General features: G+C 70.7%; 26 protein-coding genes. 11 read left to right on the top strand and 15 right to left on the bottom strand.

The genetic code is table 11. The features are described from left to right. Nucleotides 1–6: 6 nt before the first annotated feature. Nucleotides 7–366: an NADH-quinone oxidoreductase subunit A gene (locus tag K7396_RS20080; RefSeq protein WP_006604811.1), complete on the bottom strand. Its 360-nt coding sequence runs from the start codon at nucleotides 364–366 to the stop codon at nucleotides 7–9. 727 nt (nucleotides 367–1093) lie between these two features. On the opposite strand from K7396_RS20080, the gene K7396_RS20075 reads away from it, so the two are divergent. Then, nucleotides 1094–1891 (top strand): C40 family peptidase, encoded by a 798-nt coding sequence (locus K7396_RS20075; protein ID WP_086715187.1) that lies wholly within the window; start codon nucleotides 1094–1096, stop codon nucleotides 1889–1891. Nucleotides 1892–2378: 487 nt separating this feature from the next. On the opposite strand, the gene K7396_RS20070 is transcribed toward K7396_RS20075, so the two are convergent. Both K7396_RS20070 and K7396_RS20065 read right to left on the bottom strand, forming a co-directional pair. Beyond that, nucleotides 2379–2834 (bottom strand): carboxymuconolactone decarboxylase family protein, encoded by a 456-nt coding sequence (locus K7396_RS20070; RefSeq protein ID WP_086715189.1) that lies wholly within the window; start codon nucleotides 2832–2834, stop codon nucleotides 2379–2381. A gap of 149 nt (nucleotides 2835–2983) precedes the next feature. Further along, the gene (locus K7396_RS20065; RefSeq protein ID WP_107421131.1) at nucleotides 2984–4348 is read right to left on the bottom strand and encodes a geranylgeranyl reductase family protein; all 1365 of its coding nucleotides are present in this window, start codon (nucleotides 4346–4348) and stop codon (nucleotides 2984–2986) included. 54 nt (nucleotides 4349–4402) lie between these two features. Between K7396_RS20065 and K7396_RS20060 the strand changes: the two genes are divergently transcribed. Continuing rightward, nucleotides 4403–4936, top strand: a complete 534-nt coding sequence (locus K7396_RS20060; protein WP_086715191.1) for a GNAT family N-acetyltransferase — start codon at nucleotides 4403–4405, stop codon at nucleotides 4934–4936. A 121-nt stretch (nucleotides 4937–5057) separates the two neighbouring features. On the opposite strand, the gene K7396_RS20055 is transcribed toward K7396_RS20060, so the two are convergent. The 3 genes from K7396_RS20055 to mqnC all read right to left on the bottom strand — a co-directional run bounded on the left by K7396_RS20055 (nucleotide 5058) and on the right by mqnC (nucleotide 7700). Next, entirely contained in the window at nucleotides 5058–5759 is a 702-nt protein-coding gene (locus K7396_RS20055) for a demethylmenaquinone methyltransferase (RefSeq protein WP_086715202.1), read from the bottom strand. Between the two features lie 76 nt (nucleotides 5760–5835). Continuing rightward, nucleotides 5836–6462, bottom strand: coding sequence for an imidazolonepropionase-like domain-containing protein (locus K7396_RS20050; RefSeq protein ID WP_086715193.1), 627 nt, complete (start codon nucleotides 6460–6462; stop codon nucleotides 5836–5838). Nucleotides 6463–6500: 38 nt separating this feature from the next. Beyond that, on the bottom strand, nucleotides 6501–7700 hold the full coding sequence (gene mqnC, locus K7396_RS20045; protein ID WP_152105001.1) for a cyclic dehypoxanthinyl futalosine synthase: 1200 nt from the start codon (nucleotides 7698–7700) through the stop codon (nucleotides 6501–6503). Nucleotides 7701–7954: 254 nt separating this feature from the next. On the opposite strand from mqnC, the gene K7396_RS20040 reads away from it, so the two are divergent. Genes K7396_RS20040 through K7396_RS20030 form a run of 3 tightly spaced genes read left to right on the top strand, consistent with a single transcriptional unit; the run spans nucleotide 7955 to nucleotide 9354 of the window. Beyond that, the gene (locus K7396_RS20040) at nucleotides 7955–8143 is read left to right on the top strand and encodes a ribbon-helix-helix domain-containing protein (RefSeq protein ID WP_152105002.1); all 189 of its coding nucleotides are present in this window, start codon (nucleotides 7955–7957) and stop codon (nucleotides 8141–8143) included. Then, nucleotides 8133–8477 (top strand): VOC family protein, encoded by a 345-nt coding sequence (locus K7396_RS20035; protein ID WP_152105003.1) that lies wholly within the window; start codon nucleotides 8133–8135, stop codon nucleotides 8475–8477. The genes K7396_RS20040 and K7396_RS20035 overlap by 11 nt, the downstream gene beginning before the upstream one ends. A gap of 19 nt (nucleotides 8478–8496) precedes the next feature. Further along, on the top strand, nucleotides 8497–9354 hold the full coding sequence (locus K7396_RS20030; RefSeq protein WP_152105004.1) for a class I SAM-dependent methyltransferase: 858 nt from the start codon (nucleotides 8497–8499) through the stop codon (nucleotides 9352–9354). 77 nt (nucleotides 9355–9431) lie between these two features. Here the strand turns inward: K7396_RS20030 and K7396_RS20025 are convergent, their stop codons facing one another. Then, complete coding sequence (locus K7396_RS20025; RefSeq protein ID WP_086717399.1) at nucleotides 9432–10331, bottom strand: menaquinone biosynthetic enzyme MqnA/MqnD family protein; 900 nt, start codon at nucleotides 10329–10331, stop codon at nucleotides 9432–9434. A gap of 249 nt (nucleotides 10332–10580) precedes the next feature. Between K7396_RS20025 and K7396_RS20020 the strand changes: the two genes are divergently transcribed. The 3 genes from K7396_RS20020 to K7396_RS20010 all read left to right on the top strand — a co-directional run bounded on the left by K7396_RS20020 (nucleotide 10581) and on the right by K7396_RS20010 (nucleotide 11633). Continuing rightward, entirely contained in the window at nucleotides 10581–10784 is a 204-nt protein-coding gene (locus K7396_RS20020; RefSeq protein WP_003984261.1) for a cold-shock protein, read from the top strand. A 382-nt stretch (nucleotides 10785–11166) separates the two neighbouring features. Next, nucleotides 11167–11304, top strand: a complete 138-nt coding sequence (locus tag K7396_RS20015; RefSeq protein WP_158101114.1) for a hypothetical protein — start codon at nucleotides 11167–11169, stop codon at nucleotides 11302–11304. 17 nt (nucleotides 11305–11321) lie between these two features. After that, on the top strand, nucleotides 11322–11633 hold the full coding sequence (locus K7396_RS20010) for a hypothetical protein (RefSeq protein WP_086717398.1): 312 nt from the start codon (nucleotides 11322–11324) through the stop codon (nucleotides 11631–11633). 45 nt (nucleotides 11634–11678) lie between these two features. Here K7396_RS20010 and K7396_RS20005 read toward each other — a convergent pair whose 3' ends face one another. Together K7396_RS20005 and K7396_RS20000 are read right to left on the bottom strand one after the other, a co-directional pair. Next, nucleotides 11679–11894, bottom strand: a complete 216-nt coding sequence (locus K7396_RS20005; protein WP_086717397.1) for a DUF397 domain-containing protein — start codon at nucleotides 11892–11894, stop codon at nucleotides 11679–11681. Next, nucleotides 11875–12726: a helix-turn-helix domain-containing protein gene (locus K7396_RS20000; RefSeq protein WP_086717396.1), complete on the bottom strand. Its 852-nt coding sequence runs from the start codon at nucleotides 12724–12726 to the stop codon at nucleotides 11875–11877. Before K7396_RS20000 ends, K7396_RS20005 begins: the two co-directional genes overlap by 20 nt. A gap of 117 nt (nucleotides 12727–12843) precedes the next feature. On the opposite strand from K7396_RS20000, the gene K7396_RS19995 reads away from it, so the two are divergent. Together K7396_RS19995 and K7396_RS19990 are read left to right on the top strand one after the other, a co-directional pair. Beyond that, nucleotides 12844–13053: a hypothetical protein gene (locus K7396_RS19995; protein ID WP_086717395.1), complete on the top strand. Its 210-nt coding sequence runs from the start codon at nucleotides 12844–12846 to the stop codon at nucleotides 13051–13053. Further along, nucleotides 13050–13427: an ATP-binding protein gene (locus K7396_RS19990; protein ID WP_223660121.1), complete on the top strand. Its 378-nt coding sequence runs from the start codon at nucleotides 13050–13052 to the stop codon at nucleotides 13425–13427. Before K7396_RS19995 ends, K7396_RS19990 begins: the two co-directional genes overlap by 4 nt. 99 nt (nucleotides 13428–13526) lie before the next feature. Here the strand turns inward: K7396_RS19990 and K7396_RS19985 are convergent, their stop codons facing one another. After that, nucleotides 13527–15473, bottom strand: a complete 1947-nt coding sequence (locus tag K7396_RS19985; protein WP_152105005.1) for an AMP-dependent synthetase/ligase — start codon at nucleotides 15471–15473, stop codon at nucleotides 13527–13529. A gap of 805 nt (nucleotides 15474–16278) precedes the next feature. Then, a complete protein-coding gene (locus K7396_RS19975; RefSeq protein WP_167392845.1) occupies nucleotides 16279–16983 on the bottom strand; it encodes a TetR/AcrR family transcriptional regulator in 705 nt (234 codons plus the stop codon). A gap of 166 nt (nucleotides 16984–17149) precedes the next feature. Here K7396_RS19975 and K7396_RS19970 point away from each other — a divergent pair, with 166 nt between their 5' ends. Next, a complete protein-coding gene (locus K7396_RS19970; protein WP_152105006.1) occupies nucleotides 17150–18028 on the top strand; it encodes an alpha/beta fold hydrolase in 879 nt (292 codons plus the stop codon). A 106-nt stretch (nucleotides 18029–18134) separates the two neighbouring features. Here the strand turns inward: K7396_RS19970 and K7396_RS19965 are convergent, their stop codons facing one another. The 4 genes from K7396_RS19965 to mqnE all read right to left on the bottom strand — a co-directional run bounded on the left by K7396_RS19965 (nucleotide 18135) and on the right by mqnE (nucleotide 22104). Then, nucleotides 18135–19499 (bottom strand): dicarboxylate/amino acid:cation symporter, encoded by a 1365-nt coding sequence (locus tag K7396_RS19965; protein ID WP_086716005.1) that lies wholly within the window; start codon nucleotides 19497–19499, stop codon nucleotides 18135–18137. 435 nt (nucleotides 19500–19934) lie between these two features. Then, the gene (locus tag K7396_RS19960) at nucleotides 19935–20225 is read right to left on the bottom strand and encodes a DUF4229 domain-containing protein (RefSeq protein WP_086716007.1); all 291 of its coding nucleotides are present in this window, start codon (nucleotides 20223–20225) and stop codon (nucleotides 19935–19937) included. Between the two features lie 146 nt (nucleotides 20226–20371). Next, the gene (locus K7396_RS19955) at nucleotides 20372–20896 is read right to left on the bottom strand and encodes a GNAT family N-acetyltransferase (RefSeq protein WP_086716009.1); all 525 of its coding nucleotides are present in this window, start codon (nucleotides 20894–20896) and stop codon (nucleotides 20372–20374) included. A gap of 44 nt (nucleotides 20897–20940) precedes the next feature. Beyond that, entirely contained in the window at nucleotides 20941–22104 is a 1164-nt protein-coding gene (gene mqnE, locus K7396_RS19950) for an aminofutalosine synthase MqnE (protein ID WP_086716011.1), read from the bottom strand. Nucleotides 22105–22217 lie beyond the last annotated feature (113 nt).

Here is a 22217-nt window from a genome sequence, read left to right as displayed (position 1 = left end):
TGACCCCTAGTCCCATTCCAGGCCGCCACGACGCCAGACATAGGCGTAGGCGACGAAGACGGTGAGCGCGAAGAGGAGCATCTCGACGAGCCCGAACAGCCCCAGGGCGTCGAAGGTGACGGCCCAGGGGTAGAGGAAGACGATCTCGATGTCGAAGACGATGAAGAGCATCGCCGTCAGGTAGTACTTGATCGGGAAGCGACCGCCACCGGACGGATGTGGCGTCGGCTCGATTCCGCACTCGTACGCCTCGAGCTTGGCCCGGTTGTAGCGCCTGGGCCCGACGAGGGTGGCCATCACGACGGAGAAGATCGCAAAGCCTGCCCCGAGGGCTCCCAGTACGAGGATGGGCGCGTATGCGTTCACCGTCCTCGCTCCCTTCAGTCGACGATGACTGGATGGCGGTCCGCTCGGGCTCTCCGGCCGCCTCATGGAGATCGTGCACATGTGAGGCAGTTCACAAGCCCGAACCGCCAGCATCTTATGCCCGCCGGTCTGTGATCTGCGACACGGGAGTGAACAACGCCTTTGTGATCTCCACCACCCGGCGAAGGATCATGAAGTCGGATGAGCGGTGATCTTCATACGCGAAGCGCGCGAGTGATCACGAGAGGTGACATTCACGCGGGTTACCGCTGGTCAGGGCGGGGTGTTCACTATCAAGTGAGTGCCGTCGCGGGCAAATTGGCGCTGGACGGCGTCAACTGCTATAAGACGTCGCCCCGTCGGCGTGACCCGCTCGTGACCTCGCCGTGATCATCGGTACGTGCATCGGTTCACGAGCACCTCGCCGGGCATCAGGTCACAGGAACATAACGGGCAATCAAGAGTGACCTATCCCACGCTATTTCCAGCACTAAGACCTTGACGTCCGGGAAGCCTTGGCGTGGCGGATGGGGAAGTGATAGGCCCCCGCCACCCCCACGCCGAGCAGCAAATGCCATGCGTAGGAACATGATCGCGAAATTCGGACATCCCGTCGCCGACTCGTTGGGCGACCCAAAAGTCCGGTTTATTCGCCGCGTACACGTCAAGTGTGGCGCACTGCACCTTTCTTGGCAGCAACCTGTGGCTCCTGATAGCCGTTATTGCCATGTCCCCGAACGCACTCATACCCAGCCACCGGAAGCCCCGCCGTTCCGCGTCCTCGCGGGCCCTGCGTGCGGGCGTGACCGGTGGCTTCCTCACCCTCGCGGTGACCGGCGCCACCGTGCCGGCCAATGCCGCGCAGAAGCCCGTCTCCGAAACCCAGGAGATGCCGACCATCACGACGGCGCTGGCCACCAGCGCCGCGAAGAGCGCCGACAGCGCCGAGCAGGTCGCGTTCAACTACGAGCGTCAGGCGCTCCAGGACAGTGCCTTCTCCAAGGCCGCCAAGGCCGCCGAGAAGCACAAGGCCGAGGCCGTGAAGAAGGCCAAGGCCGAGGCGAAGAAGAAGGCCGAGGAAGCCCGCAAGGCCAAGGAGGCCGCGCAGGCCCGTGCCTCGCGCTCCTCCGAGCGTTCGACCCTGTCCGCTCCGTCGTCGTCCAGCGCCACCGGCAGCACGGCCACCCTGGTGTCCTTCCTGAAGGCACAGCTGGGCAAGGCGTACGTGCTGGGCTCCAGCGGCCCCTCGTCGTACGACTGCTCCGGCCTGACCCAGGCGGCGTTCAGCCAGATCGGCATCGACCTGCCGCGCGTCTCCCAGGACCAGTCCACCGCCGGCAAGCAGGTCGGCCTGGACAACCTCCAGGTCGGCGACATCCTGTACTGGGGCAGCGCGGGCAGCGCCTACCACGTCGGCGTCTACGTCGGCGGCGGCAAGTTCATCGGCGCCCAGAACTCCAGCACCGGCATCGTCGAGCGCCCGCTCGACTACGACATGCCGACCGGTGCGGTGCGCGTCCTCTAGGACCGCCGCACTCCTGGTACCCCACGAGGACCGTCTCTCCTACCGCTCGGGAGAGGCGGTCCTTCGGCATGCGGGCCGGCCGTCCGCGCGGGGCGGCGGCCGATTCACGCCGTACAGCGCCACGATCAAGCCAGGTACGGACCCGGAGGCCGTCCGGCCCGCCGGCTGCCGTCCCCCGACCCGGCGCGCCGCCTCCCCGTCCCGGCCTCCCACCCGGCAGGCTGACCGGCAGGCCCATGGGCGGGCGGTCCCGTCGCCCGCCCATGGAGCGCCCGGTGCGGATGGCGCCCCACGGGAGGGCGGCGACGACGGCCCCCGGACGCGCCGACAGGTCGCCGGAGGCCCTCCGGGCCGCCGAGGACCCCCGGGGCCCGCACAGGCCCTCTCACGGGCCTCCTCGCGGCCCTCACGCCCCATCACCGCCCATAAGCCGCAACCCGGCCCAACCGTCAGTACCGGGCCGCAACGGGCCGTAACAGGACGCCGGTTACCAGCCCGCCCCCGCCGGCTGCCTGATGGTCGCGTTGAGCCGGTTGAAGAGGTTGGTGACCCCGACCGCCAGGACGAGCGCCGACAGCTGCCGCTCGTCGAAGTGGCCGGCGGCGGCGTCCCAGACGGGGTCCGGCACCGGGTCGGAGCTGTCGGCGAGCCGGGTGACCGCCTCGGTGAGGGCCAGCGCGGCCCGCTCGGCGTCCGAGAAGTACGGCGCCTCCCGCCAGGCCGCGACGGCGAACAGCTTCTCGTCGCCCACGCCCGCCTTCCGGGCGCTCTTCACTCCCCCGTCGACACAGAAGCTGCAGCCGTTGATCTGGCTCGCGCGCAGATGCACCAGCTCCAGCGTCTCCTCGGGCACCCCGCCCCGGCGGGTCGCTTCGACCACGTCCAGCAGGGGCCGCATGGCCTCGGGGAGGACCACCGCGGGGTTCTTCATCCGTGCGTTCATCACTGTCTCCTCGGGAATCTCGTCGTCACCGCACTGACGGATCCCGGCCGGAGAATGTGACGGGGCGGCCCGGGACATTTCCCGGACCGCCCCGCAGAGCACTCGTCGACGCCCGGCGCCGGGCCCCTGACCCGTGCCGGCCGCGCGCGTCAGGCCTTCGGCGCGACCTTGCTCAGGCCGTTGATGATGCGGTCCATCGCGTCGCCGCCCGTGGGGTCGGTGAGGTTGGCGAGCATCTTGAGGGTGAAGCGCATCAGCAGCGGGTGGGTCAGGCCGCGCTGGGTGGCGATCTTCATGACCTTGGGGTTGCCGATGAGCTTCACGAAGGCGCGGCCCAGGGAGTAGTAGCCGCCGTAGGTGTCCTTGAGGATCTTCGGGTAGCGCTGCAGGGCCAGTTCGCGCTGTGCGTACGTGGCGCGGGCGTGCGCCTGCACGATGACCTCGGCGGCGATCGCGCCGGACTCCATGGCGTAGGCGATGCCCTCGCCGTTGAACGGGTTGACCAGGCCGCCCGCGTCGCCGACCAGCAGCAGGCCCTTGGTGTAGTGCGGCTGGCGGTTGAAGGCCATGGGGAGCGCGGCGCCGCGGATCGGGCCGGTCATGTTCTCCGGGGTGTAGCCCCAGTCGGCGGGCATCGAGGCGCACCACGCCTTGAGGATCTCCCGCCAGTCCAGCTCCTTGAAGGCGGAGCTGGAGTTGAGGATGCCCAGGCCGACGTTGCTGGTCCCGTCGCCCATGCCGAAGATCCAGCCGTAGCCGGGCAGCAGCCGGTCCTCGGCGCCGCGGCGGTCCCACAGCTCCAGCCAGGACTCCAGGTAGTCGTCGTCGTGCCGGGGCGAGGTGAAGTACGTACGGACGGCCACGCCCATGGGGCGGTCCTCGCGCCGGTGCAGGCCCATGGCCAGCGAGAGCCGGGTGGAGTTGCCGTCGGCGGCGACGACCAGCGGGGCGTGGAAGGTGACCGGGGTCTTCTCCTCGCCGAGCTTGGCGTGCACACCGGTGATGTGGCCGGTCAGCTCGTGGACGATCGGCGCGCCCACGTTGCAGCGCTCGTACAGCCGGGCGCCGGCCTTCTGCGCCTGCCGGGCCAGCTGCTCGTCGAAGTCGTCGCGCTTACGGACCAGTCCGTAGTCGGGGTAGGAGGCCAGTTCCGGCCAGTCGAGCTGGAGGCGGGAGCCGCCGCCGATGATCCGCAGGCCCTTGTTGCGCAGCCAGCCCGCTTCCTCGGAGATGTCGATGCCCATCGCGACCAGCTGCTTGGTGGCGCGCGGGGTCAGCCCGTCGCCGCAGACCTTCTCGCGCGGGAAGGCGGTCTTCTCCAGAAGGAGCACGTCCAGACCGGACTTGGCGAGGTGGTAGGCGGTCGCCGAGCCGGCGGGCCCGGCACCGACGACGATCACATCCGCGCTGTGCTCCGAGCGGGCGCTGGTCACGGAATCGGTCACGGACGCGGACTCGGTCACGGTGCTGTCTCCCGGAAGTCGATAAAGGGAATTCTGGGTGCCGACCGGCACCGGGCACGTGCAGTCTATGGGGGCTGTGGTGATCAGAACCTGAAGGGTTGTGCCGTGAAGTCTGTGAACACCCCGCCCGCCCGCCGGCCGCTCCCCGCCGTCGAACTCCGCGTGCCCACCGAGGAGGACGCGCTGAACTGGCACCGGGTCTTCGACGACCCGGACGTCATGGAGTTCCACGGCGGCGCACCGGCCGAGCTCTCCGTCTACGAGGAACTCACCGCGCGCCAGCGCAGGCACCACGCGGAGCGGGGCTTTTGCCTGTACACGCTGGTGGATCCGGCGGACGGCTCGGTCCTCGGCTTCACCGGCGCCCAGCCGTGGCCGTGGGACTGGGGCCCGGCGGGCGAGATCGAGATCGGCTGGCGGCTCGGCCGCGCCTCCTGGGGCAAGGGCTACGCCACGGCGGCGGCGCAGGCGGCGCTGGAGTCCGTCCGCGCGGCCGGCGTCCGCCAGGTGGTCGCGATGGTGGACGCGCGCAACGAGCGGTCGCTCGCGGTGACCCGGCGGCTGGGGATGCGGCGGGCGGAGACGGTGATCACGCCGAAGGGGAAGCGGACCGCGTACTGCCACCGGCTGGACGTGTGAGCGGCCCGCCGTACGGAGGGGCCGGGGCGCGCGGCGTCGCGCACCGGCCGCTCCCGCCATCCGGTCACCGCGGCCGGACGGCCCACCCGTCCGGGAGAGCCGTCGGCCGTCCCGCCGCCCGTCAGCCCCCGGCCGGCTTGCGTCCGCGGTGCAGGGCGACGATGCCGCCGGTCAGGTTGCGCCAGGCCACCCCGGTCCAGCCGACGCCCTGCATCCGGGCGGCGAGTTCGGGCTGGTTCGGCCAGGTGCGGATGGACTCGGCGAGGTAGACGTAGGCGTCCGGGTTGCTGCTGACCGCGCGGGCGACCGGCGGCAGCGCGCGCATCAGGTACTCGGTGTAGACGGTCCGGAACGGCGCCCAGGTCGGCTCGCTGAACTCGCAGATCACGACCCGGCCGCCGGGCTTGGTGACCCGGTACAGCTCGGCCAGCGCGGCATCGGTGTCCTGGATGTTGCGCAGCCCGAAGGAGATGGTGACGGCGTCGAACACCCCGTCCGCGAACGGCAGCCGGGTGCCGTCGCCGGCCGTGAAGGGCAGCCACGGGTGCCGCTTCTTGCCCTCCCGCAGCATGCCGACGGAGAAGTCGCACGGCACGACGTAGGCACCGGTGCGCGCGAACGGCAGCGACGAGGTGCCCGTACCGGCCGCGAGGTCGAGCACCCGCTCGGCGGGCCGGGCGGCCACCGCGCGGTCCACCTCCTTGCGCCACAGCCGGGCCTGCCCCAGGGAGAGCACGTCGTTGGTGAGGTCGTACCGCGCCGCCACGTCGTCGAACATCGCGGCGACTTCGTGCGGCTGCTTGTCCAGGGATGCTCGGGTCACCCGGCCATTGTCCACCGTGCCGGGGCCGGTGCCCGCACCGGGCACGGCCGGGGCGCCGGGCGGGCGCCGGGCGGCGTCAGCGGCGGCGGAAGACGAGCCGGCCGTGCAGGACGGTGGCCAGGCAGCTGCCGTCCCCGGCGAAGACCGCGAAGTGGGCGGCGCCGCCCGGCGCCAGGGTGCGGCGGACGCGCCCCGCCTGCTCCTGGAGGCCGGAGCGTTCCACGGCCGTACGGACCGCGGGGCGGTGGAACGGCCCGGTCAGCGCCGTGGTGCCGCCGGCCATCAGCCGTTGCAGGCCCCGCCGGGCGCTGCCGCCCCAGCGGGTCCCGGTCATGTCGAGGGCGGCGAGCGCCTCGCCGGTGAGCGGCTCACTGCCGAGGGCGTCCGCCTCGCGCGGGTCGGGGTGGTAGGCGGCCTCCAGCAGGGCGGCGCCGTCGGGTTCGTAGCGGCCGGGCGTCAGCACGCCGTCCCACTCCCGGACCCGGGCCCGCGCCCCGAACTCCGCGAACAGCGCGTCGTAAGGACCGACGGCGGCGATGCGACCGCCGTCGACGACGACCGCGTACCCGGCTTCGTCCGGACCGCTGCCGGGCTCCGGGCGGGCGCCTTCACCGCCGCCTTCCGGGCCGCCGGGCACGGGACCGTCGTGCTCCGGATCGTCCACGACCAGGCGGACCGCCCGCACCCGGTGAATCGTCAGCACGGCCGCTCAGCTCGCTTCCGACGCCGCGCGCAGGCGGCTCAGTTGGCCTCGACGAGCTTCAGCTCGGGATGCGCCGTGCCGCCCTCGATCGCCGTGGACGAGAAGTGCGAGACGACCTTGTCGTCCACCGGGTCGTTGGCCGGGTCGTCGTGCACGAGCAGGTGCTCGTAGGTGGTGGCGCGCTGCGCCGGGACCCGGCCCGCCTTGCGGATCAGGTCGATGATCTCCATGCGGTTGGAGCGGTGCTTGGCGCCCGCGGAGGAGACGACGTTCTCCTCCAGCATGATCGAGCCCAGGTCGTCCGCGCCGTAGTGCAGCGACAGCTGGCCGATCTCCTTGCCGGTGGTCAGCCACGAGCCCTGGATGTGCGCGACGTTGTCGAGGAAGATCCGGCCGATGGCGATCATGCGCAGGTACTCGAAGAGGGTGGCCTGCGTCTGGCCCTTCAGGTGGTTGTTCTCCGGCTGGTAGGTGTACGGGATGAAGGCGCGGAAGCCGCCCGTACGGTCCTGGACGTCGCGGATCATCCGCAGGTGCTCGATCCGCTCGGCGTTCGTCTCGCCGGTGCCCATCAGCATGGTGGAAGTGGACTCGACACCCAGCTTGTGGGCCGCCTCCATGATCTCCAGCCAGCGTTCGCCGGACTCCTTCAGCGGCGCGATCGCCTTGCGCGGCCGGGCCGGCAGCAGCTCGGCGCCGGCGCCCGCGAAGGAGTCCAGGCCCGCGGCGTGGATGCGCTGGATCGCCTCCTCGACGGACACCTTGGAGATCCGCGCCATGTGCTCGACCTCGGAGGCACCGAGGGAGTGGATGACCAGCTGCGGGAACGCCTTCTTGATCGCGGCGAAGTGCTCCTCGTAGTACTCGACGCCGTAGTCCGGGTGGTGGCCGCCCTGGAACATGATCTGGGTGCCGCCCAGTTCGACGGTCTCCGCGCAGCGGCGCAGGATGTCGTCGAGGTCGCGGGTCCAGCCCTTCGCGGTGTCCTTCGGCGCGGCGTAGAAGGCGCAGAACCGGCAGGCCGTCACGCAGACGTTGGTGTAGTTGATGTTGCGCTCGATGATGTACGTCGCGATGTGCTCGGTACCCGCGTAGCGACGGCGGCGGATCGCGTCGGCCGCCTGGCCCAGCGCGTGCAGCGGCGCGGAGCGGTACAGGTCGAGCGCTTCCTCCGGCGTGATGCGGCCGCCCTGCGCGGCGCGGTCGAGTACGGACTGGAGGTCGGCGTTCTCGGTCACCGGGGCGTCCCTTTCGCAGGCGGGCATCACGAACTGAACCAGCGTACGTCAGGGGTCCGACAGCCACGCCGCCGGTCAGCGAGCACCCCACGTCAGCGCACCCGCGCCCACACCACCGACCGCCCGGCACCCCCGCACCAGGGACCCGCCCCTCGCACCTCCCGCCGGGGACGCGCCCCCGCGCCGTACTGCCCCTGCCCTCTCCTGGCGCCGACCCCTCGACACTAGATTGCTAGCATGCTAGCTTCCTTCTCGTGGGTGATGAGGAAGTCAAGCAGTTCAACGTCTATCTGCCGGTCGCACTGATCAAGCAGGTCAAGTACCACGCCATCGACTCGGGCAGGTCCCTGTCGGCCTTGGTCGCCGACGCGCTGCGCGCCTACCTCGACGAGCCCGGCGGGCAAGACCGGACGACCGGAAAGGAGAGTGGAAATGTCGACTGAAGGCATCGAGGCCGTCTTCCTGGAGACCCACAACTGGGGGAAGTCGGCGAGGTTCTTCCAGGCCCTCGGCTTCGAACTGGACTTCGCGACCGACCACAACTCCGGCCTGCTCCGCAACGGCGAGGGCGCCTACGTCTTCATCGCCGAGGTTCCCGCGGACCGGAAACCCGAGATGCAGGCCGTGCTGAAGGTGCCGGACGCGGAGGCGTTCCGCCCCGGTCCGGACGTCGAGGTGGTCACGCCGTTCGAGGACACCCACTTCGGGACCAGGCAAGCGACCGTCCGTGACCCCGATGGGCGCCTGTGGAGCCTCCAGGCCCCCTCCGGGAACTGAATCCAGGGAAGGCGGAACCATGAGGGACGAGACCACCGGGGCCCCGGACAACACCGCCGTACGCTGCGCGCTCTGGCGGGCGTTGCACGTCCGGGTCGACGCGGCGCCCCACGTGCTGGAGGACGAGGTCGGCCTGCGGCTGGTGGCTCCCGACGCAGACTGGCCGCGCCGCCCGGACATGGCCCCTGAGGCCACCAGCGCGTTCCGGGCGGCCATGGTGGCCCGCGCTCGCTTCATCGAGGACCTGGTCGTCCAGCAGGCCGACCACGGCGTCGCCCAGTACGTCATCCTGGGGGCCGGCCTGGACACCTTCGCCCAGCGCAGGCCGGAGACCGCCTCCCGCCTGCGGCTCTTCGAGGTCGACGAGCCGCGGACCCAGGCTTTCAAGCGCCGGCGCCTGGTGGAACTCGGCTACGGCATCCCCGAGTGGCTCCATCTGGTTCCGGTCGACTTCGAGGCGGGCGAGTCGTGGTGGGAGCAACTCGCCGCCGCCGGCTTCGATCCGCGCCGTCCGGCGGTCATCGTCTCCACCGGCGTCAGCATGTACCTCACCGAGGAGGCGACCGCGGCCACCCTGCGCCAGGTCGCCGCCCTCGCGCCGGGCTCGACACTCGCCATGACCTTCCTGCTGCCGGCCGGCCTCGTCGACGCATCCGACCGGCCCGGCCTCCGGGCGAGCACGGAAGGAGCGCAAGCGTCCGGGACACCGTTCGTCAGCTTCTACGCCCCGCAGGACATGCTGGCGCTGGCCCGCGAAGCCGGCCTGGAGGACGTCCGGCACATTCCGGGGAGCGTGCTCGCCGAGCGCTATTTCGCCGACCGCACCGACGGCCTCCGTCCGTCCAGCGGCGAGGATTTCCTGCTGGCAGCCATCTGACCCGCGGTTCCGCCCTCGCGCCGGACGGGCGGCGGCACTGCGGCAGGAAGGCGCCGGTGCTCCGGCGCCTTTCCCGGCTAGCCGGCCGGCCGCTCCAGCAGCGACACCCGCACATCGGCCGGGAAACCGGTCGTCGGGCCGACCCGCCGGGCGAACTCCGCGACGCCGCCGAGCTGCTGCGGGCCGAAGCGGAAGTCGAGCGTGGTGAAGTACCGCTCCAGGACCGGCTCGTCGAAGGTCTCCCAGCGGGCGGCCTGCTCGGCGACCTTGGTGACCTCCTCCAGCGACAGGTCGCGCGAGGCGAGGAACGCCTCGTGCACCTTCTGCACCACCTCCGGCTCGCGCTCCAGGTACGCGCGCCGGGTCGCCCAGACGGCGAAGACGAACGGCAGGCCCGTCCAGTCCTTCCACATCTGGCCGAGGTCGTGCACCTCCAGGCCCAGCCGCGGGCCGTCGTGCAGGTTGGCGCGCAGCGCGGCGTCGCCGATCAGCACCGCCGCGTCCGCCTCCTGCATCATCACGCCGAGGTCCGGGGGACACGTGTAGTAGTCCGGCCGCACGCCGATCTTCTCGGCCAGCAGCAGCTGGGCCAGCCGTACGGAGGTGCGCGAGGTCGAGCCGAGGGCGACCCGGGCACCGTCGAGCTGGTCCAGCGGCTTCTGCGAGACGATCACGCACGACATCACCGGGCCGTCGCAGCCGACGGCGAGGTCGGGGAAGGCGACGAGGTCGTCGGCGGCGCGCAGGAACTCGACGAGGGTGATCGGCGCGATGTCGAGCTCCCCGCGGACCAGCTGCTCGCTGAGCTTCTCCGGCGTGTCCTTGGTGAGATCCAGATCGAGCAGGGTGCCCGTACGGGCCAGGCCCCAGTAAAGGGGCATGCAGTTCAGGAACTGGATGTGGCCCACTCGCGGCCGGCTGCGACGCCGCTCGGCGCCGGCTTCCGCGGGTGCGTCTCCGAAGGTTGAATTGTCCACATGCGGAGGCTAGACCTGTCTCCCTTGGCGCAGCGCGGCGGGGCGGGGTCCGGACGTTAGTGCGGACGGTTAAACGTGATCTTTGGCTCTTCCGCCTCAGGAGCAGCACATGCTACGCTCAGCGCAAGTTGCAGTTTGGTTTCCCTTGCAGTACAGAGCCTGCGGAGCATGTGACCCCGCAGGCTCTTGTAGTTTCAGACTTCTTTGCAGGTTCTGGAGCAGGGCAACCCTTTGGCCCAAGGAGGGCTTATGGCTACCGGAACCGTCAAGTGGTTCAACGCTGAAAAGGGCTTCGGCTTCATCGCCCAGGACGGCGGCGGCCCGGATGTCTTCGTCCACTACTCGGCGATCAACGCCTCTGGCTTCCGCTCCCTGGAGGAGAACCAGCAGGTGAACTTCGACGTCACGCAGGGCCCGAAGGGTCCGCAGGCGGAGAACGTCACGCCGGTCTAAGTTGCCCGGCCCGGAATTTCTTCCAGGTCGCCCCTAAGCAGTACCCAAGGAGCCCCGCTCCGCCACTTCGGTGGCGAGCGGGGCTCCTGCCTTTTGATTCCGGCGATTCAAATGACGACTACATGAATTTTCACCATCGCCCGGCCGGCCCACCCGAATGGCGGGCGCAATACGGAATTCCTGCGGCATTCGGCGCGCGGCTCCGCGTGTCCGCGCCCGGGAAATTTCTCCGCCGCACCGGCGGCGAGGAATGCCGGCGGCAGGCCGCGCCGGCCACGCCCGCGGGGCCGGGCCCGTGCCGCACCGGCGGGCGGCAGCCCCCTGACGAAGTGATCACGGAAAGTGCTCACATGACAACATGCAGCGGCCTATCTTGGGCAAGATGAGCGATGACATGCCCCCGCAGAAGCCCTGCCCCGACTGCGGCGGCCGGGGCACCGTGGAGTGGGAGACGCCGATGGGCGATGCGGTCACCACGCAGTGTTCCGGGTGCGGCGGCACCGGAACCGTCCTGGCGTAGAGGAGGCGGAGGCAGGCATGGCGGCCTTCAACAGGAACGGTAAGCCGGTCGGCCTGGACGCGCAGTACGTCGGCCGGCTGCCGTGCTCCACCTGCGGCATACGGTCGATGAAACTCCCCGGCCGGCAGGGCGGGCTGTGCATCCCGTGCTACGCGGACGAGTGCGCCACCGCGGGCCGGCGGGCGGCGACGGCCGGCGCGTGGGTGGCGGCCAGTTTCGTGGGCGACCCGTGCCTGGCGTGCGGGTCGCGGTCCGTGGACGCCAACGGGTGGGCGTTCTGGTGCAACTCCTGCGAGATGCAGACGGCGGTGGCCCTGCCGCCGCGGTGAACCACCCCGAAGGCGGCAGGACGGGCGACGTCCTCGCCCCGTACGTCAGCTGCCGAGCGAGCCGCCCTTCACGGCGGTGAGGAATCCGCCCCAGGCGTCGACGCCGATCAAGAGCGCGGGGCCCTTGGGGGCCTTGGAGTCCCGGACGGGGACGAGGCCGGGAACGCCGTCGGCGACCTCGATGCATTCGCCGCCGGTGCCGTTGCTGTAGCTGCTCTTGCGCCAGCGTGCCGCGCTCAAGTCAGGCTCTCTGTTTGCCATTTCGGTAGTCCTCTGCCGCTGCCTCGACCATGGCCAGGGACGCCTCAGGCGGCAATGCGGCGGCCCTGAGCAGATCGTACGACTGCCTGTACTGCTGCACGAGCGCCGGGTAGTCGATGAGTTGGCTGCTGTGCAGCCCCTCCGTGTAGATCACAGGTGGAGCATCCGGAAAGGTCATGGTCCGGGTCATGCCCATCATGTAGGGGTGAGCCGCCGGCGTTTCCGGCACGATCTGCAGAATGGATCGCGTGGACGTGACCACGTCCACGATGTGCTCCAGCAGCTCTGCCATCGGCTCCGGCGGGAGAACCCGACGACGGATCACGTTCTCGTCCAGGATCGCCCAGAACGCGGGAGGCCGCTCCCGGTTGAAGAGCTGCGCCCGCTTCAGCCTCGCGGCCACCTTCTGCTCGACTTCGCCGTCCGAGGTCCGAGGCATCGCCGCTCGCGTGAGCGCCCTCGCGTACGGTCCCGTCTGCAAGAGCCCCGGCACGAACATCGGCGCCCAGTCCTCGATCGTCTCCGCGTACTGCTCCATCTCCGCAGCATCCGCGAAGTACTCCGCATGCCCTCCCTGACGGGCCTTGCGCGCATCTTCACAACGCCGCTCGAAAAAGCCGTCCGTCCCGAGCTTCACGTCGGCATGCCGGGCCAGGTCCAGTGGCATCCGGCGCTCACCGCGTTCGATCTGACTGAGGAACGGGATGCCTCGATAGCTTCCTTCCGCCAGTTGCTCAAGCGTGAGGCCCGCGGCTTCCCGCTTGTAGCGCAGCTCGGCACCGTAGAAGGAGGGCACGTTCGCCGAGGCGTCCGGATCCTTACGAGGAGGCATAACTCACCACCGTTGATTGCCGGTTGCTCTGCGCAACCCGATTGCCTTCCACGCTACGCCGTGTGACGGCACGCTGTGAGCACTTCGTCACCATGCGCACAGGAAGGCGTACGAACCATGCACAGCCATCTCCACGACGAGGTGCACGACTGCACCGAGCTGCTGCGCGGCGCGCTCAGGGACAACGGGATCACGCTGCCGTCACTCGGGGTGGATCTGCCGAGCTTCGCCGGGACGTATGCGACGCCGCTCGTCGCGCTCGGTAACTGCAATACGGCGACCGCCCGCAAGCTGGCCGAGGTGCTCCGCAGGGCGGCGACGCGGTGACACCACCCGCGCCGCTCACCCTGGAGCTGATGGCCCTGCCCAAGGAAGTGCCCCTGCTCCGGCGCACCGTGCGCGAGCATCTGGGCGGGCCGTGTGCCGACGTCCAGCTCTGTGTCAGCGAGATGCTCGGCAATGTGATCCGGCATGTCGGGGAGGGCACCCCGGTCGTCGTCCGGGTCAGCGGCGGGGCCGGCGGCCGCGTCCGGGTGGAGGTCACCGATTCCGGCGCGCGGGCGCTGCCCGTACTGGTGCGGGCGGGCGGCGACGACGAATACGGGCGGGGCCTGGCGCTGCTGGATGCCGTGTCGCTGCGGTGGGGCGTACGGCAGGAAGAGGGCCGCAAGACCGTCTGGTGCGATCTCGGCGGGGCATAGCGCCGCGCGCGCACGCGTCGGACCCCGTGCCACCTCCCCCACAGAGGTGACACGGGGTTCCAGTCTGACGCGCCGCGGGCTCCGGCTCCAGAGCGGGGGTCACCTGCTTTCGTAAAGGCCCGCTATCTCTTTGGCGAAGTCACGGGTGACCGCGGCGCGGCGGAGCTTCAGGGACGGGGTGAGATGGCCCGTCTCCGCGGTGAAGTCCACCGGGAGGACGGCGAACCGGCGGATGGATTCGGCGCGGGAGACGAGTTCGTTGGCGTCGTCGACGGCGCGCTGGAGGTCGGCGAGCAGGCGCTCGTCGTGGACGAGTCGCTCCAGCGGCAGGTTCTGCTTCTTGTGCATCTGGCACCAGTGGGCGAGGCCGTCCGGCTCCAGCGTGATCAGGGCGGTGACGTAGGGGCGATTGTCGCCGACGACCAGGCACTGTCCTACGAGGGGGTGCGAGCGGAGGCGGTCCTCCAGGGGGGCGGGGGCGACGTTCTTGCCGCCCGTGGTCACGATGATCTCCTTCTTGCGGCCGGTGATGGTGAGGTAGCCGTCGGCGTCGAGGGCGCCGAGGTCGCCGGTGGCCAGCCAGCCCTGGTCGGTGACGGGACGGGCCGCGCCGACGGCGGCGTCCCAGTAGCCGGAGAAGACATGGCCGCCGTGGACCCAGATCTCGCCGTCGTCGGCGATGCGGACGGCGGTGCCGGGCAGCGGCCAGCCGACCGTGCCGATGCGGGGGCGCAGGGGCGGGGTGACGGTCGTCGCGGCCGTCGTCTCCGTCAGGCCGTAGCCCTCGAAGATCTCGATGCCGGCGCCGGTGTAGAACGCGGCGAGGCGGTGGCCGAGGGGCGAGCCGCCGCTGAGGATGTAGCGGACCCGGCCGCCGAGGGCGGCGCGGATACGGCGGTAGACCAGCGGGTCGTAGAGCTTGCGGGCGGCTTTGAGGGCGACGCCGGGGCCGGGGCCCTTCCCGTGTTCCCTGGCCTCCACGGCCTCGCCGTAGGAGCGGGCGATGCGGGCCGCGCGGTCGAAGGAGGCGGCGCGGCCCATCTTCTCCGCGGTGGCGCGGCCGGTGTTGTAGACCTTCTCCAGGACGTAGGGGATGCCGAGGAGGAACGTCGGGCGGAAGCCGGCCAGGTCGGCGAGCAGGTCGTCGGTCTTGATGCTGGGGGCGTGGCCGAGGCGGACCCGGGCGCGCAGGCAGCCGACGGCGACCATCCGGCCGAAGACGTGCGAGAGCGGCAGGAAGAGGAGGGTGGCGGCGGGCTCCTCGCTGACCGACTTGAAGACGGGGTGGAGGAGTTCGACGGCGTTGTCGACCTCGGCGAAGAAGTTGGCGTGGGTGAGGGCGCAGCCCTTGGGGCGACCCGTGGTGCCGGAGGTGTAGATGAGGGTGGCGAGGTCGTAGGGGCCGGTGGCGGCCCGGCGCTCGTCCACCGCCGCGTCGGGCAGGGCGCGGCCCTCGGCGACGAGTTGGGCGACGGCGCCGGTGTTGAACTGCCAGAGGTGGTCGAGGCCCGGAAGCTCGGCGCGCACGCCGCTGATCAGGCGGGTCTCCTCGACGTTCTCCACGACGCAGGCGCGGGCGCCGGAGTCGTACAGGATCCACTGCGCCTGGCGGGCGGAGGAGGTGGGGTAGATCGGGACGGTGACCAGGCCCGCCGCCCAGGCGGCGAAATCGACGAGGGTCCACTCGTAGGTCGTAGCGGCCATGATCGCGAGCCGGTCGCCGGGGCGGAGGCCGGCCGCGATCAGGCCCTTGGCGACCGCGCGCACCTCGACGGCGAATTCGGCCGCGGTGATGTCGCGCCAGGTACCGCTGGGCTGTTTGCGCGCCAGGACGATGTCGGCGGGGGCCTCGGCGGCGTTGTGGAAAGGGAGGTCGCCGAGCGAGCCGCGGAGCACGGGCGGGGCCAGCGGCGGCACGTAGACCTCGCGGACCTCGCCGTCGACCAGGGTCTTCTGCGGCTCCACGAGGACGGGGGCGGCGAGGGTGCCGGGGGCGTCGCCCGGGGCGGCGGGTGAGGCGGTGGCTGCACTTTCCTGGTGGGACACGAGCGGGGCCTCGTTTCTCCTGTGGAGCGCGGGAGTGCGGGAGGGGGAGGAAGGCGGGAGCCCGGGTGGGCCCCGGGGGGTACGGGGTGCGCGTGTGACTCGCCGTCTCCCCGGCCGTCCGCGCTGTGTGTGCGTGGGGAAGGAAAAGGCGGCGGCGAGGGAGTGAGCGGGGAGGGGAAGGTGGCGGGGTGTGGCCGCGCCCAAGGGCCGCGGCAACGGCGGGCTCGCGGGGCGTCAGCGCCCCGGGCGGCGCGCGGCGGTACGCGGGGACCGTAGAGGCGCGGGCCTCCGCCGGGCGGCGGGCGATGCCCGTGCGCGGACGATCCGTGGGGCCGAACTAGCTGCCGTCATCGCGGCGTCGGCGTCGGCGGAGTCGAACACCCGCTGAGACAGGGGGAGTTAAGGCGGCGCGGGGGTGGCGCGGGCGAACGATGAGGGAAGGCCCGCCCCCGGCGGGGGAATCCGTGGAACACATCCTCGACCCAGCTCCTGACCGGACAGTAACCTTACTTCGAGGTAAAGCTACGCGAGGAGCGGGAGTTGGCCAATGCCCGTTCACGCCCTTCCTCGTGGCGATTCCGTGCCCGACCTCCCCTCGGCCCACCCGTTCGTCCGGCTCCTCCCCCATCGTCCCGTTCGGACCCGTCCAGCCTCCGCGCGCCACGGCCAGGACCGGCCGCCCGCCGGGCACCCACTGCTGCCGGGCACTCGCTACGACTGATCGCCCGCAATTGCCGGGCACCCGGGGCCGGAGTGCCTCCGTCGGGCCGCGCCCGTCACTCGGGGGCGCACCCCTGTCGCCGCGTCACCTCCTGACGCCCGACGCGCTCTCCTGCCCGGCGAGCCCGTCCGGCGCCCAGCGGCCGCCCTCCGTCAGCCGGCCGAGGCCCGCCCAGACGAAGTTCATCATCGTGGCCGCGGTGTCCTTCGCCGACGGGTGCTCGCGCTCGCCCGAAGTTCCCTCGTCCGCGCGGACGTTGACCCACTCGGCCAGCGACTCCGCCGCGCCGACCAGGGCGTGGGCGAGCCCGGCGACCTCCCGTTCGGCGAGTTCGCCGACGCAGCCCGTCTCCTTTGCGGCCGCACCGATCAGCTTCGTCACAAAAGCGATGATCTCGGCCCGCATCGCGGCCACTTCGCGCGTGAACGGCTCCCCGTGCGTCCGCGCCTGCTGATGGAGCACGGCCCAGCCGTGCGGGTGCGCGGCGGTGTGCGCGAAGAAGCCCTTCAGGCCGCTCCACAGCTGCCGGTCGGCCGTCGCCCCCGGCTCGACGGCCGCGGCCACGGCCGCCACCAGCGCCTCCGACTCCCGCCGGATCACCGTGCTGAACAGGTCTTCCTTCGAATTCAGGTAGAGATAGACCAGCGGTTTGGAGACTCCGGCCGCCTCGGCGATCTCGTCCATCGACGCCGCCGAGTAACCACGCCGTGCGAACGTCAGCACCGCGGCGTCCAGCATCTGCTGCTCCCGGACAGCACGCGGCACCCGCTTGCTCTTCACAGCTCCCACCCTGAATGTCCCTCCGTCCCGCCCCTTTACTGCAAAGTAAGTTTACGATCTTCGCTCCCCGCCCCGCCTCCCTTGACGCGTTCACATTCATAGCGAGACGATACGTCTCGTCGCGCTGCGCTGTGGCGCGAAGTCCGTACGCCCGCTCTCCTCGGAGGACAGCCCCATGCAGCAGTTCATCGACGCCGCCCCCGGCATCCGCCTGTGGACCGAGCAGCGCGGCGCCCGTGACGCAGCCCCCTTGCTGCTGATCATGGGCGCCCGGGCGAGCGGCGTCGCCTGGCCGGAGCCGCTGGTCGACGCGCTCGCCGCGCACCACCGGGTCATCCGCTACGACCACCGCGACACCGGCCGCTCGACCTGGCCGTTCGAGGAGCGGCCGTACCGGATCCCCGATCTCGCCGATGACGCGATCGCGGTCCTCGACCACCTGGGCATCGACCGCGCTCATGTCGTCGGCATGTCATTGGGCGGCATGCTGGCCCAGTTGCTGCTCGCCGACCACCCCGACCGACTGCTCAGCGCCACTCTCATCAGCACCAGCGCCCTCAGCAGCACCCCGTACACCCGCCCCGACGGCAGCACGGTGCCCGTCGCGGAACTGCCCGGCATCGCACCCGAGGTCCTGGAGCTGTGGGCCCGGCCGGCCGGGGAGCACGGCCCGGCGGCCGAGGCGGCGCGCCAGGTCGAACACTGGCGGGTACTCGCCGGTGACCGGCTCCCCTTCGACACCGGGTTTTTCCGCGCTCTGGAACAGCGCGTCATCGAGCACACGGGCCACCACCGGACGAGCACCGCGCACGGCCGCGCCAACCACGACGGCATGCTCCGCACGGACCGCCTCGCCAGGAACGCGGTCCCGGCACTCGTCATCTGCGCCCCCGCCGACCCGGTCTTCCCCCCGCCGCACCCCCAGCACCTCGCCCAGTGCGTCCGCGGCGCCTCCCTCGTCGAAATCCCGGGAATGGGACACGCCCTGCCACCCGCCGTACTGGATCCGCTGGCCACGGCGATCCTGCGGCATACGGGAGCCGCGACGGGCTGAGGGGACGAGGGCCGAAAGGGACGGAAGACCGACAACAAGAGCGCGGACGCGGAGGTGCCCCGCCCTTGCGAACAAGGACGGGGCACCTCCCAGGCGTGCGCGGGTCTCAGGCGGCGGCCGGCGCCGGCACGGCGGCACCCTGCTCGTCCGCGCTCTCGATGGCGGTCCCGTCGAGCGTGATGCTGGTGGCGGCGTCGTACGCGTCGCGGTCCAGGATCTTCTCGCGGGCGGACACCAGGATCGGGATGACGGACTGGCCGGCGACGTTGGTTGCCGTGCGCATCATGTCGAGGATCGGGTCGATGGCCATCAGCAGGCCGACGCCCTCCAGGGGCAGGCCCAGGGTGGAGAGGGTCAGGGTCAGCATCACGGTCGCGCCGGTCAGGCCCGCGGTGGCGGCGGAGCCGATGACCGAGACGAAGGCGATCAGGACGTAGTCGCCGATGCCGAGCGGGACGTCGAAGATCTGGGCGATGAAGATCGCGGCGATCGCCGGGTAGATCGAGGCGCAGCCGTCCATCTTGGTCGTCGAGCCGAACGGCACCGCGAAGGAGGCGTACTCGCGCGGGACGCCGAGGCGCTCGGTGACCTGCTGGGTGACCGGCATGGTGCCGACCGACGAGCGGGAGACGAAGGCCAGCTGGATGGCGGGCCAGGCCCCGCGGAAGAACTGCAGCGGGTTGACCTTGGCGACGGTCGACAGCAGCAGCGGGTAGACGCCGAAGAGGACCAGCGCGCAGCCGACGTAGATGTCGACGGTGAAGGTCGCGTACTTGCCGATCAGGTTCCAGCCGTACGTCGCGATGGCATTGCCGATGAGGCCGACGGTGCCGATCGGGGCGAGGCGGATGACCCACCACAGGGCCTTCTGGAGCAGTTCGAGGACCGAGCGGCTGATCGCGAGGACCGGCTCGGCCTTCTCGCCGAGCTGGAGGGCCGCGATACCGGCCACGGCCGCCATGAAGACGATCTGCAGGACGTTCAGCTCGGTGAACGGCGTGATGATGTCGGTGGGGACGATGCCGGTCAGGAAGTCGATCCAGGAGCCCGCGTGGTCGGGGAGCTTGCCGTCCTTGGGGGTGAGGCCGGTGCCGGCGCCCGGGTTGGTGAGCAGGCCGATCGCCAGGCCGATCGCGACGGCGATCAGCGAGGTGGCCATGAACCACAGCAGGGTGCGACTGGCGAGCCGGGCGGCGTTGTTGACCTGCCGCAGATTGGTGATCGACACCAGGATCGCGAAGAAGACCAGCGGGGCCACGGCGAGCTTCAGCAGCTGGACGAAGAGGTCGCCGATGTGCTGGAGCGTGGTGGTGAGCCAGCCGAGGTCACCGCTCTTGGCGAGCCAGCCGAGCAGCACGCCCAGGGCGAGGCCGGCCAGGATCTGCGCCCAGAACGGGACCTTCGGTATGCGGGAGGACTTGGGGGTCCGGGGAGCCGGTGCGGACTCGGCGGACTCGGCAGACGTGGACAACGGACACACTCCGGGGACAGGTGAGACATCGGGGACGGCGAAAAGAAGCGCCGGGAAGATGAGCGGCTGCGCGGCAGACGCGAAGGGGCCTCTCCCGCCCGGAGGGGTCGGGGAGAAGATCTCCGGCCGCTGAGGAGATGGGGTCAGCGGCGGCAACAGGCCGCGGACATACAGCGGCAGAGATCGACGTGCAGGCGCGCCACGAGCGGAGTGCTCATGGGGGACGAGGGCGCGGCTGCTGTCTTCATGACACGTACATTAACACTTGAACTTTGAGGTACCCAAAGAAAATCTTTGGGTTGCGGAGGGGCCGGCGCACCGGACGATCCGTCAGAAACACGACGGGCGCCCGGCCATGGAGCAAAGTCCATGGCGCCGGGCGCCCGTCGTGACGAAGCGGCTGTGAGGCGTCTTACATAAAGGTCCGGGCCTTGGTCACTGCACCCCGTCCTCCTGGCCGGCGCTGGCCGCGAGACGCTCGCGCTGCCGGTCGACCTTGGCGACGATCTGCTCGGACATCGCGTCCCGCTGCTTGCGCAGCAGCACGAAGCTGAGCGGCGCGGAGATCACGATGGCGAGCAGCAGCATCCACACCGTGTTGGAGGCGCCCACCGCGAGCGGGATGACGTGGACGTACGACAGCGCCCACACCACGGCGAACGAGGCGACGAAGAGGCCGATGCGAAGGGCGGTGTAGCGGAGCGTGGCGAAGTGGTGGCTACTCACGGATGGGACCTTCTCCTCAACGGCAACCTAAAGGGTCTGCATCCAGTCAAGCACAGCGCTTCGGGCGATCTTCGTGGCCCCTGCCGTGGAGCAGCACGCGGGACGGCACACGGGGCAGAGCGGGGCCGCCGGCCGATAGCCTCGGGTCAGTCCAGTTCCCGCCACATGGTGATGTCGTCGCGGAAGTCGTCGTCGGCCAGCTTGATCGCGCCGGGGACGCGGCCGACCTCCCGGTAGCCGCAGGACTCGTAGAAGCGGTGGACGCCCGTGCCGCCGCGGCAGGTGAGACGGAGCGCGGAGACGCCCTCGAAGGTGCGGGCGGCCCCGGCGACCGCGGCCATCAGCCGGCGGCCGGTGCCCCGGCCCTGGAGGGAGGGGTGGACCATGACCGTGTAGACCCACACCCAGTGCGTCATCAGCCGGTGGCCGTTGAAGGTGAGGAACGCCGTGGCCAGCACCCGGCCGTCCGCGTCCCGGCCGACGACCAGGCGGGTACGGCCCTCGGCCATCGCCGTGAGATGGGTGAGCAGATCGGGACGGATCTCGGCGGGCGACACCGGCGGGAGGAAGCCGACCGCGCCGCCGGCGTTGGACACATCGGCCCACAACGCGCATATCCCGTCACGGAGTCCGGGGGCGACGGAAGGGTCCAGGTCGAAACGCACGTCCATGACCCGGACCCTAACGCCCGCCGTCGGCGGTGCTCCCGCGCAGGTCAGACCCGCATCGGCTGCGGCGCCTCGCGGCGGTCCGGGTCGGGGCCCGGGTACTCGCGGATGGCCTCGTAGCGGGTGTTGCGCTCGACGGGGCGGAAGCCGGCGTCGCGGATCAGGTCGAGCAGGTCCTCACGGGTCAGCTTGTTGGGCGTGCCGTAGTTGTCCGCGTCGTGCGTGATCTTGTACTCGACGACCGAGCCGTCCATGTCGTCCGCGCCGTGCTGCAGGGCGAGCTGGGTGGTCTGCAGGCCGTGCATCACCCAGAAGCACTTGATGTGCGGGACGTTGTCGAAGAGGAGGCGGGAGACCGCGAAGGTCTTCAGGGCCTCGGCGCCGGTCGCCATCGTCGTGCGCGCCTGGAGCTTGTTGCGGACCTTGCCGTCCTGCATGTCGACGAAGTCGTGCTGGTAGCGCAGCGGGATGAAGACCTGGAAGCCGCCGGTCTCGTCCTGGAGCTCCCGCAGCCGCAGCACGTGGTCCACGCGGTGGCGGGGCTCCTCGATGTGCCCGTAGAGCATCGTCGAGGGGGTCTTGAGCCCCTTCTCGTGCGCGAGGCGGTGGATGCGCGACCAGTCCTCCCAGTGGGTGCGGTGGTCGACGATGTGCTGCCGGACCTCCCAGTCGAAGATCTCCGCGCCGCCGCCGGTCAGCGACTCCAGACCGGCGTCGATCAGCTCGTCGAGGATCTCGGAGGCGGACAGCCCCGAGATGGTCTCGAAGTGGTGGATCTCGGTGGCGGTGAACGCCTTGAGGGAGACGTTCGGCAGGGCCTTCTTCAGCTCGCTGAGCGAGCGCGGGTAGTAGCGCCACGGCAGGTTGGGGTGCAGGCCGTTGACGATGTGCAGCTCGGTGAGGTTGTCGTTCTCCATCGCCTTGGCGAGGCGGACGGCCTCCTCGATGCGCATCGTGTACGCGTCCTTCTCGCCCGGCTTGCGCTGGAAGGAGCAGTAGGCGCACGACGCGGTGCACACGTTCGTCATGTTGAGGTGGCGGTTGACGTTGAAGTGGACGACGTCGCCGTTCTTGCGCGTACGCACCTCGTGGGCGAGCCCGCCCAGCCAGGCCAGGTCGTCGGACTCGTAGAGGGCGATGCCGTCCTCGCGGGTCAGCCGCTCCCCGGCGTGGACCTTCGCCTCCAGCTCGCGCTTGAGGCCCACATCCATCGACGCAGCCATCCGGTCGCCTCCCAGTCTCTGCCTACTCGGTGCCGTTCCATCGGAGCCGGAAACGGGCTTCACCGAGCGTACTCCCCCGTATCGGAGGCGGACGGAGCCCC

Origin of the sequence: Streptomyces angustmyceticus, from assembly GCF_019933235.1 — a bacterium.
Lineage (GTDB): Bacteria > Actinomycetota > Actinomycetes > Streptomycetales > Streptomycetaceae > Streptomyces > Streptomyces angustmyceticus.
Note: the sequence above shows the minus strand (reverse complement) of the source record. Positions and strands in the feature narration are given on the sequence as shown.

Coding starts and splice junctions, on each gene's coding strand:
- K7396_RS20075 (WP_086715187.1), top strand. CDS start 1,094: ATGTCCCCGAACGCACTCATACCCAGCCACCGGAAGCCCCGCCGTTCC.
- K7396_RS20070 (WP_086715189.1), bottom strand. CDS start 2,834: ATGAACGCACGGATGAAGAACCCCGCGGTGGTCCTCCCCGAGGCCATG.
- K7396_RS20035 (WP_152105003.1), top strand. CDS start 8,133: ATGTCGACTGAAGGCATCGAGGCCGTCTTCCTGGAGACCCACAACTGG.
- K7396_RS20030 (WP_152105004.1), top strand. CDS start 8,497: ATGAGGGACGAGACCACCGGGGCCCCGGACAACACCGCCGTACGCTGC.
- K7396_RS20020 (WP_003984261.1), top strand. CDS start 10,581: ATGGCTACCGGAACCGTCAAGTGGTTCAACGCTGAAAAGGGCTTCGGC.
- K7396_RS20015 (WP_158101114.1), top strand. CDS start 11,167: ATGAGCGATGACATGCCCCCGCAGAAGCCCTGCCCCGACTGCGGCGGC.
- K7396_RS20010 (WP_086717398.1), top strand. CDS start 11,322: ATGGCGGCCTTCAACAGGAACGGTAAGCCGGTCGGCCTGGACGCGCAG.
- K7396_RS20005 (WP_086717397.1), bottom strand. CDS start 11,894: ATGGCAAACAGAGAGCCTGACTTGAGCGCGGCACGCTGGCGCAAGAGC.
- K7396_RS20000 (WP_086717396.1), bottom strand. CDS start 12,726: ATGCCTCCTCGTAAGGATCCGGACGCCTCGGCGAACGTGCCCTCCTTC.
- K7396_RS19995 (WP_086717395.1), top strand. CDS start 12,844: ATGCACAGCCATCTCCACGACGAGGTGCACGACTGCACCGAGCTGCTG.
- K7396_RS19970 (WP_152105006.1), top strand. CDS start 17,150: ATGCAGCAGTTCATCGACGCCGCCCCCGGCATCCGCCTGTGGACCGAG.
- K7396_RS19955 (WP_086716009.1), bottom strand. CDS start 20,896: ATGGACGTGCGTTTCGACCTGGACCCTTCCGTCGCCCCCGGACTCCGT.
- mqnE (WP_086716011.1), bottom strand. CDS start 22,104: ATGGATGTGGGCCTCAAGCGCGAGCTGGAGGCGAAGGTCCACGCCGGG.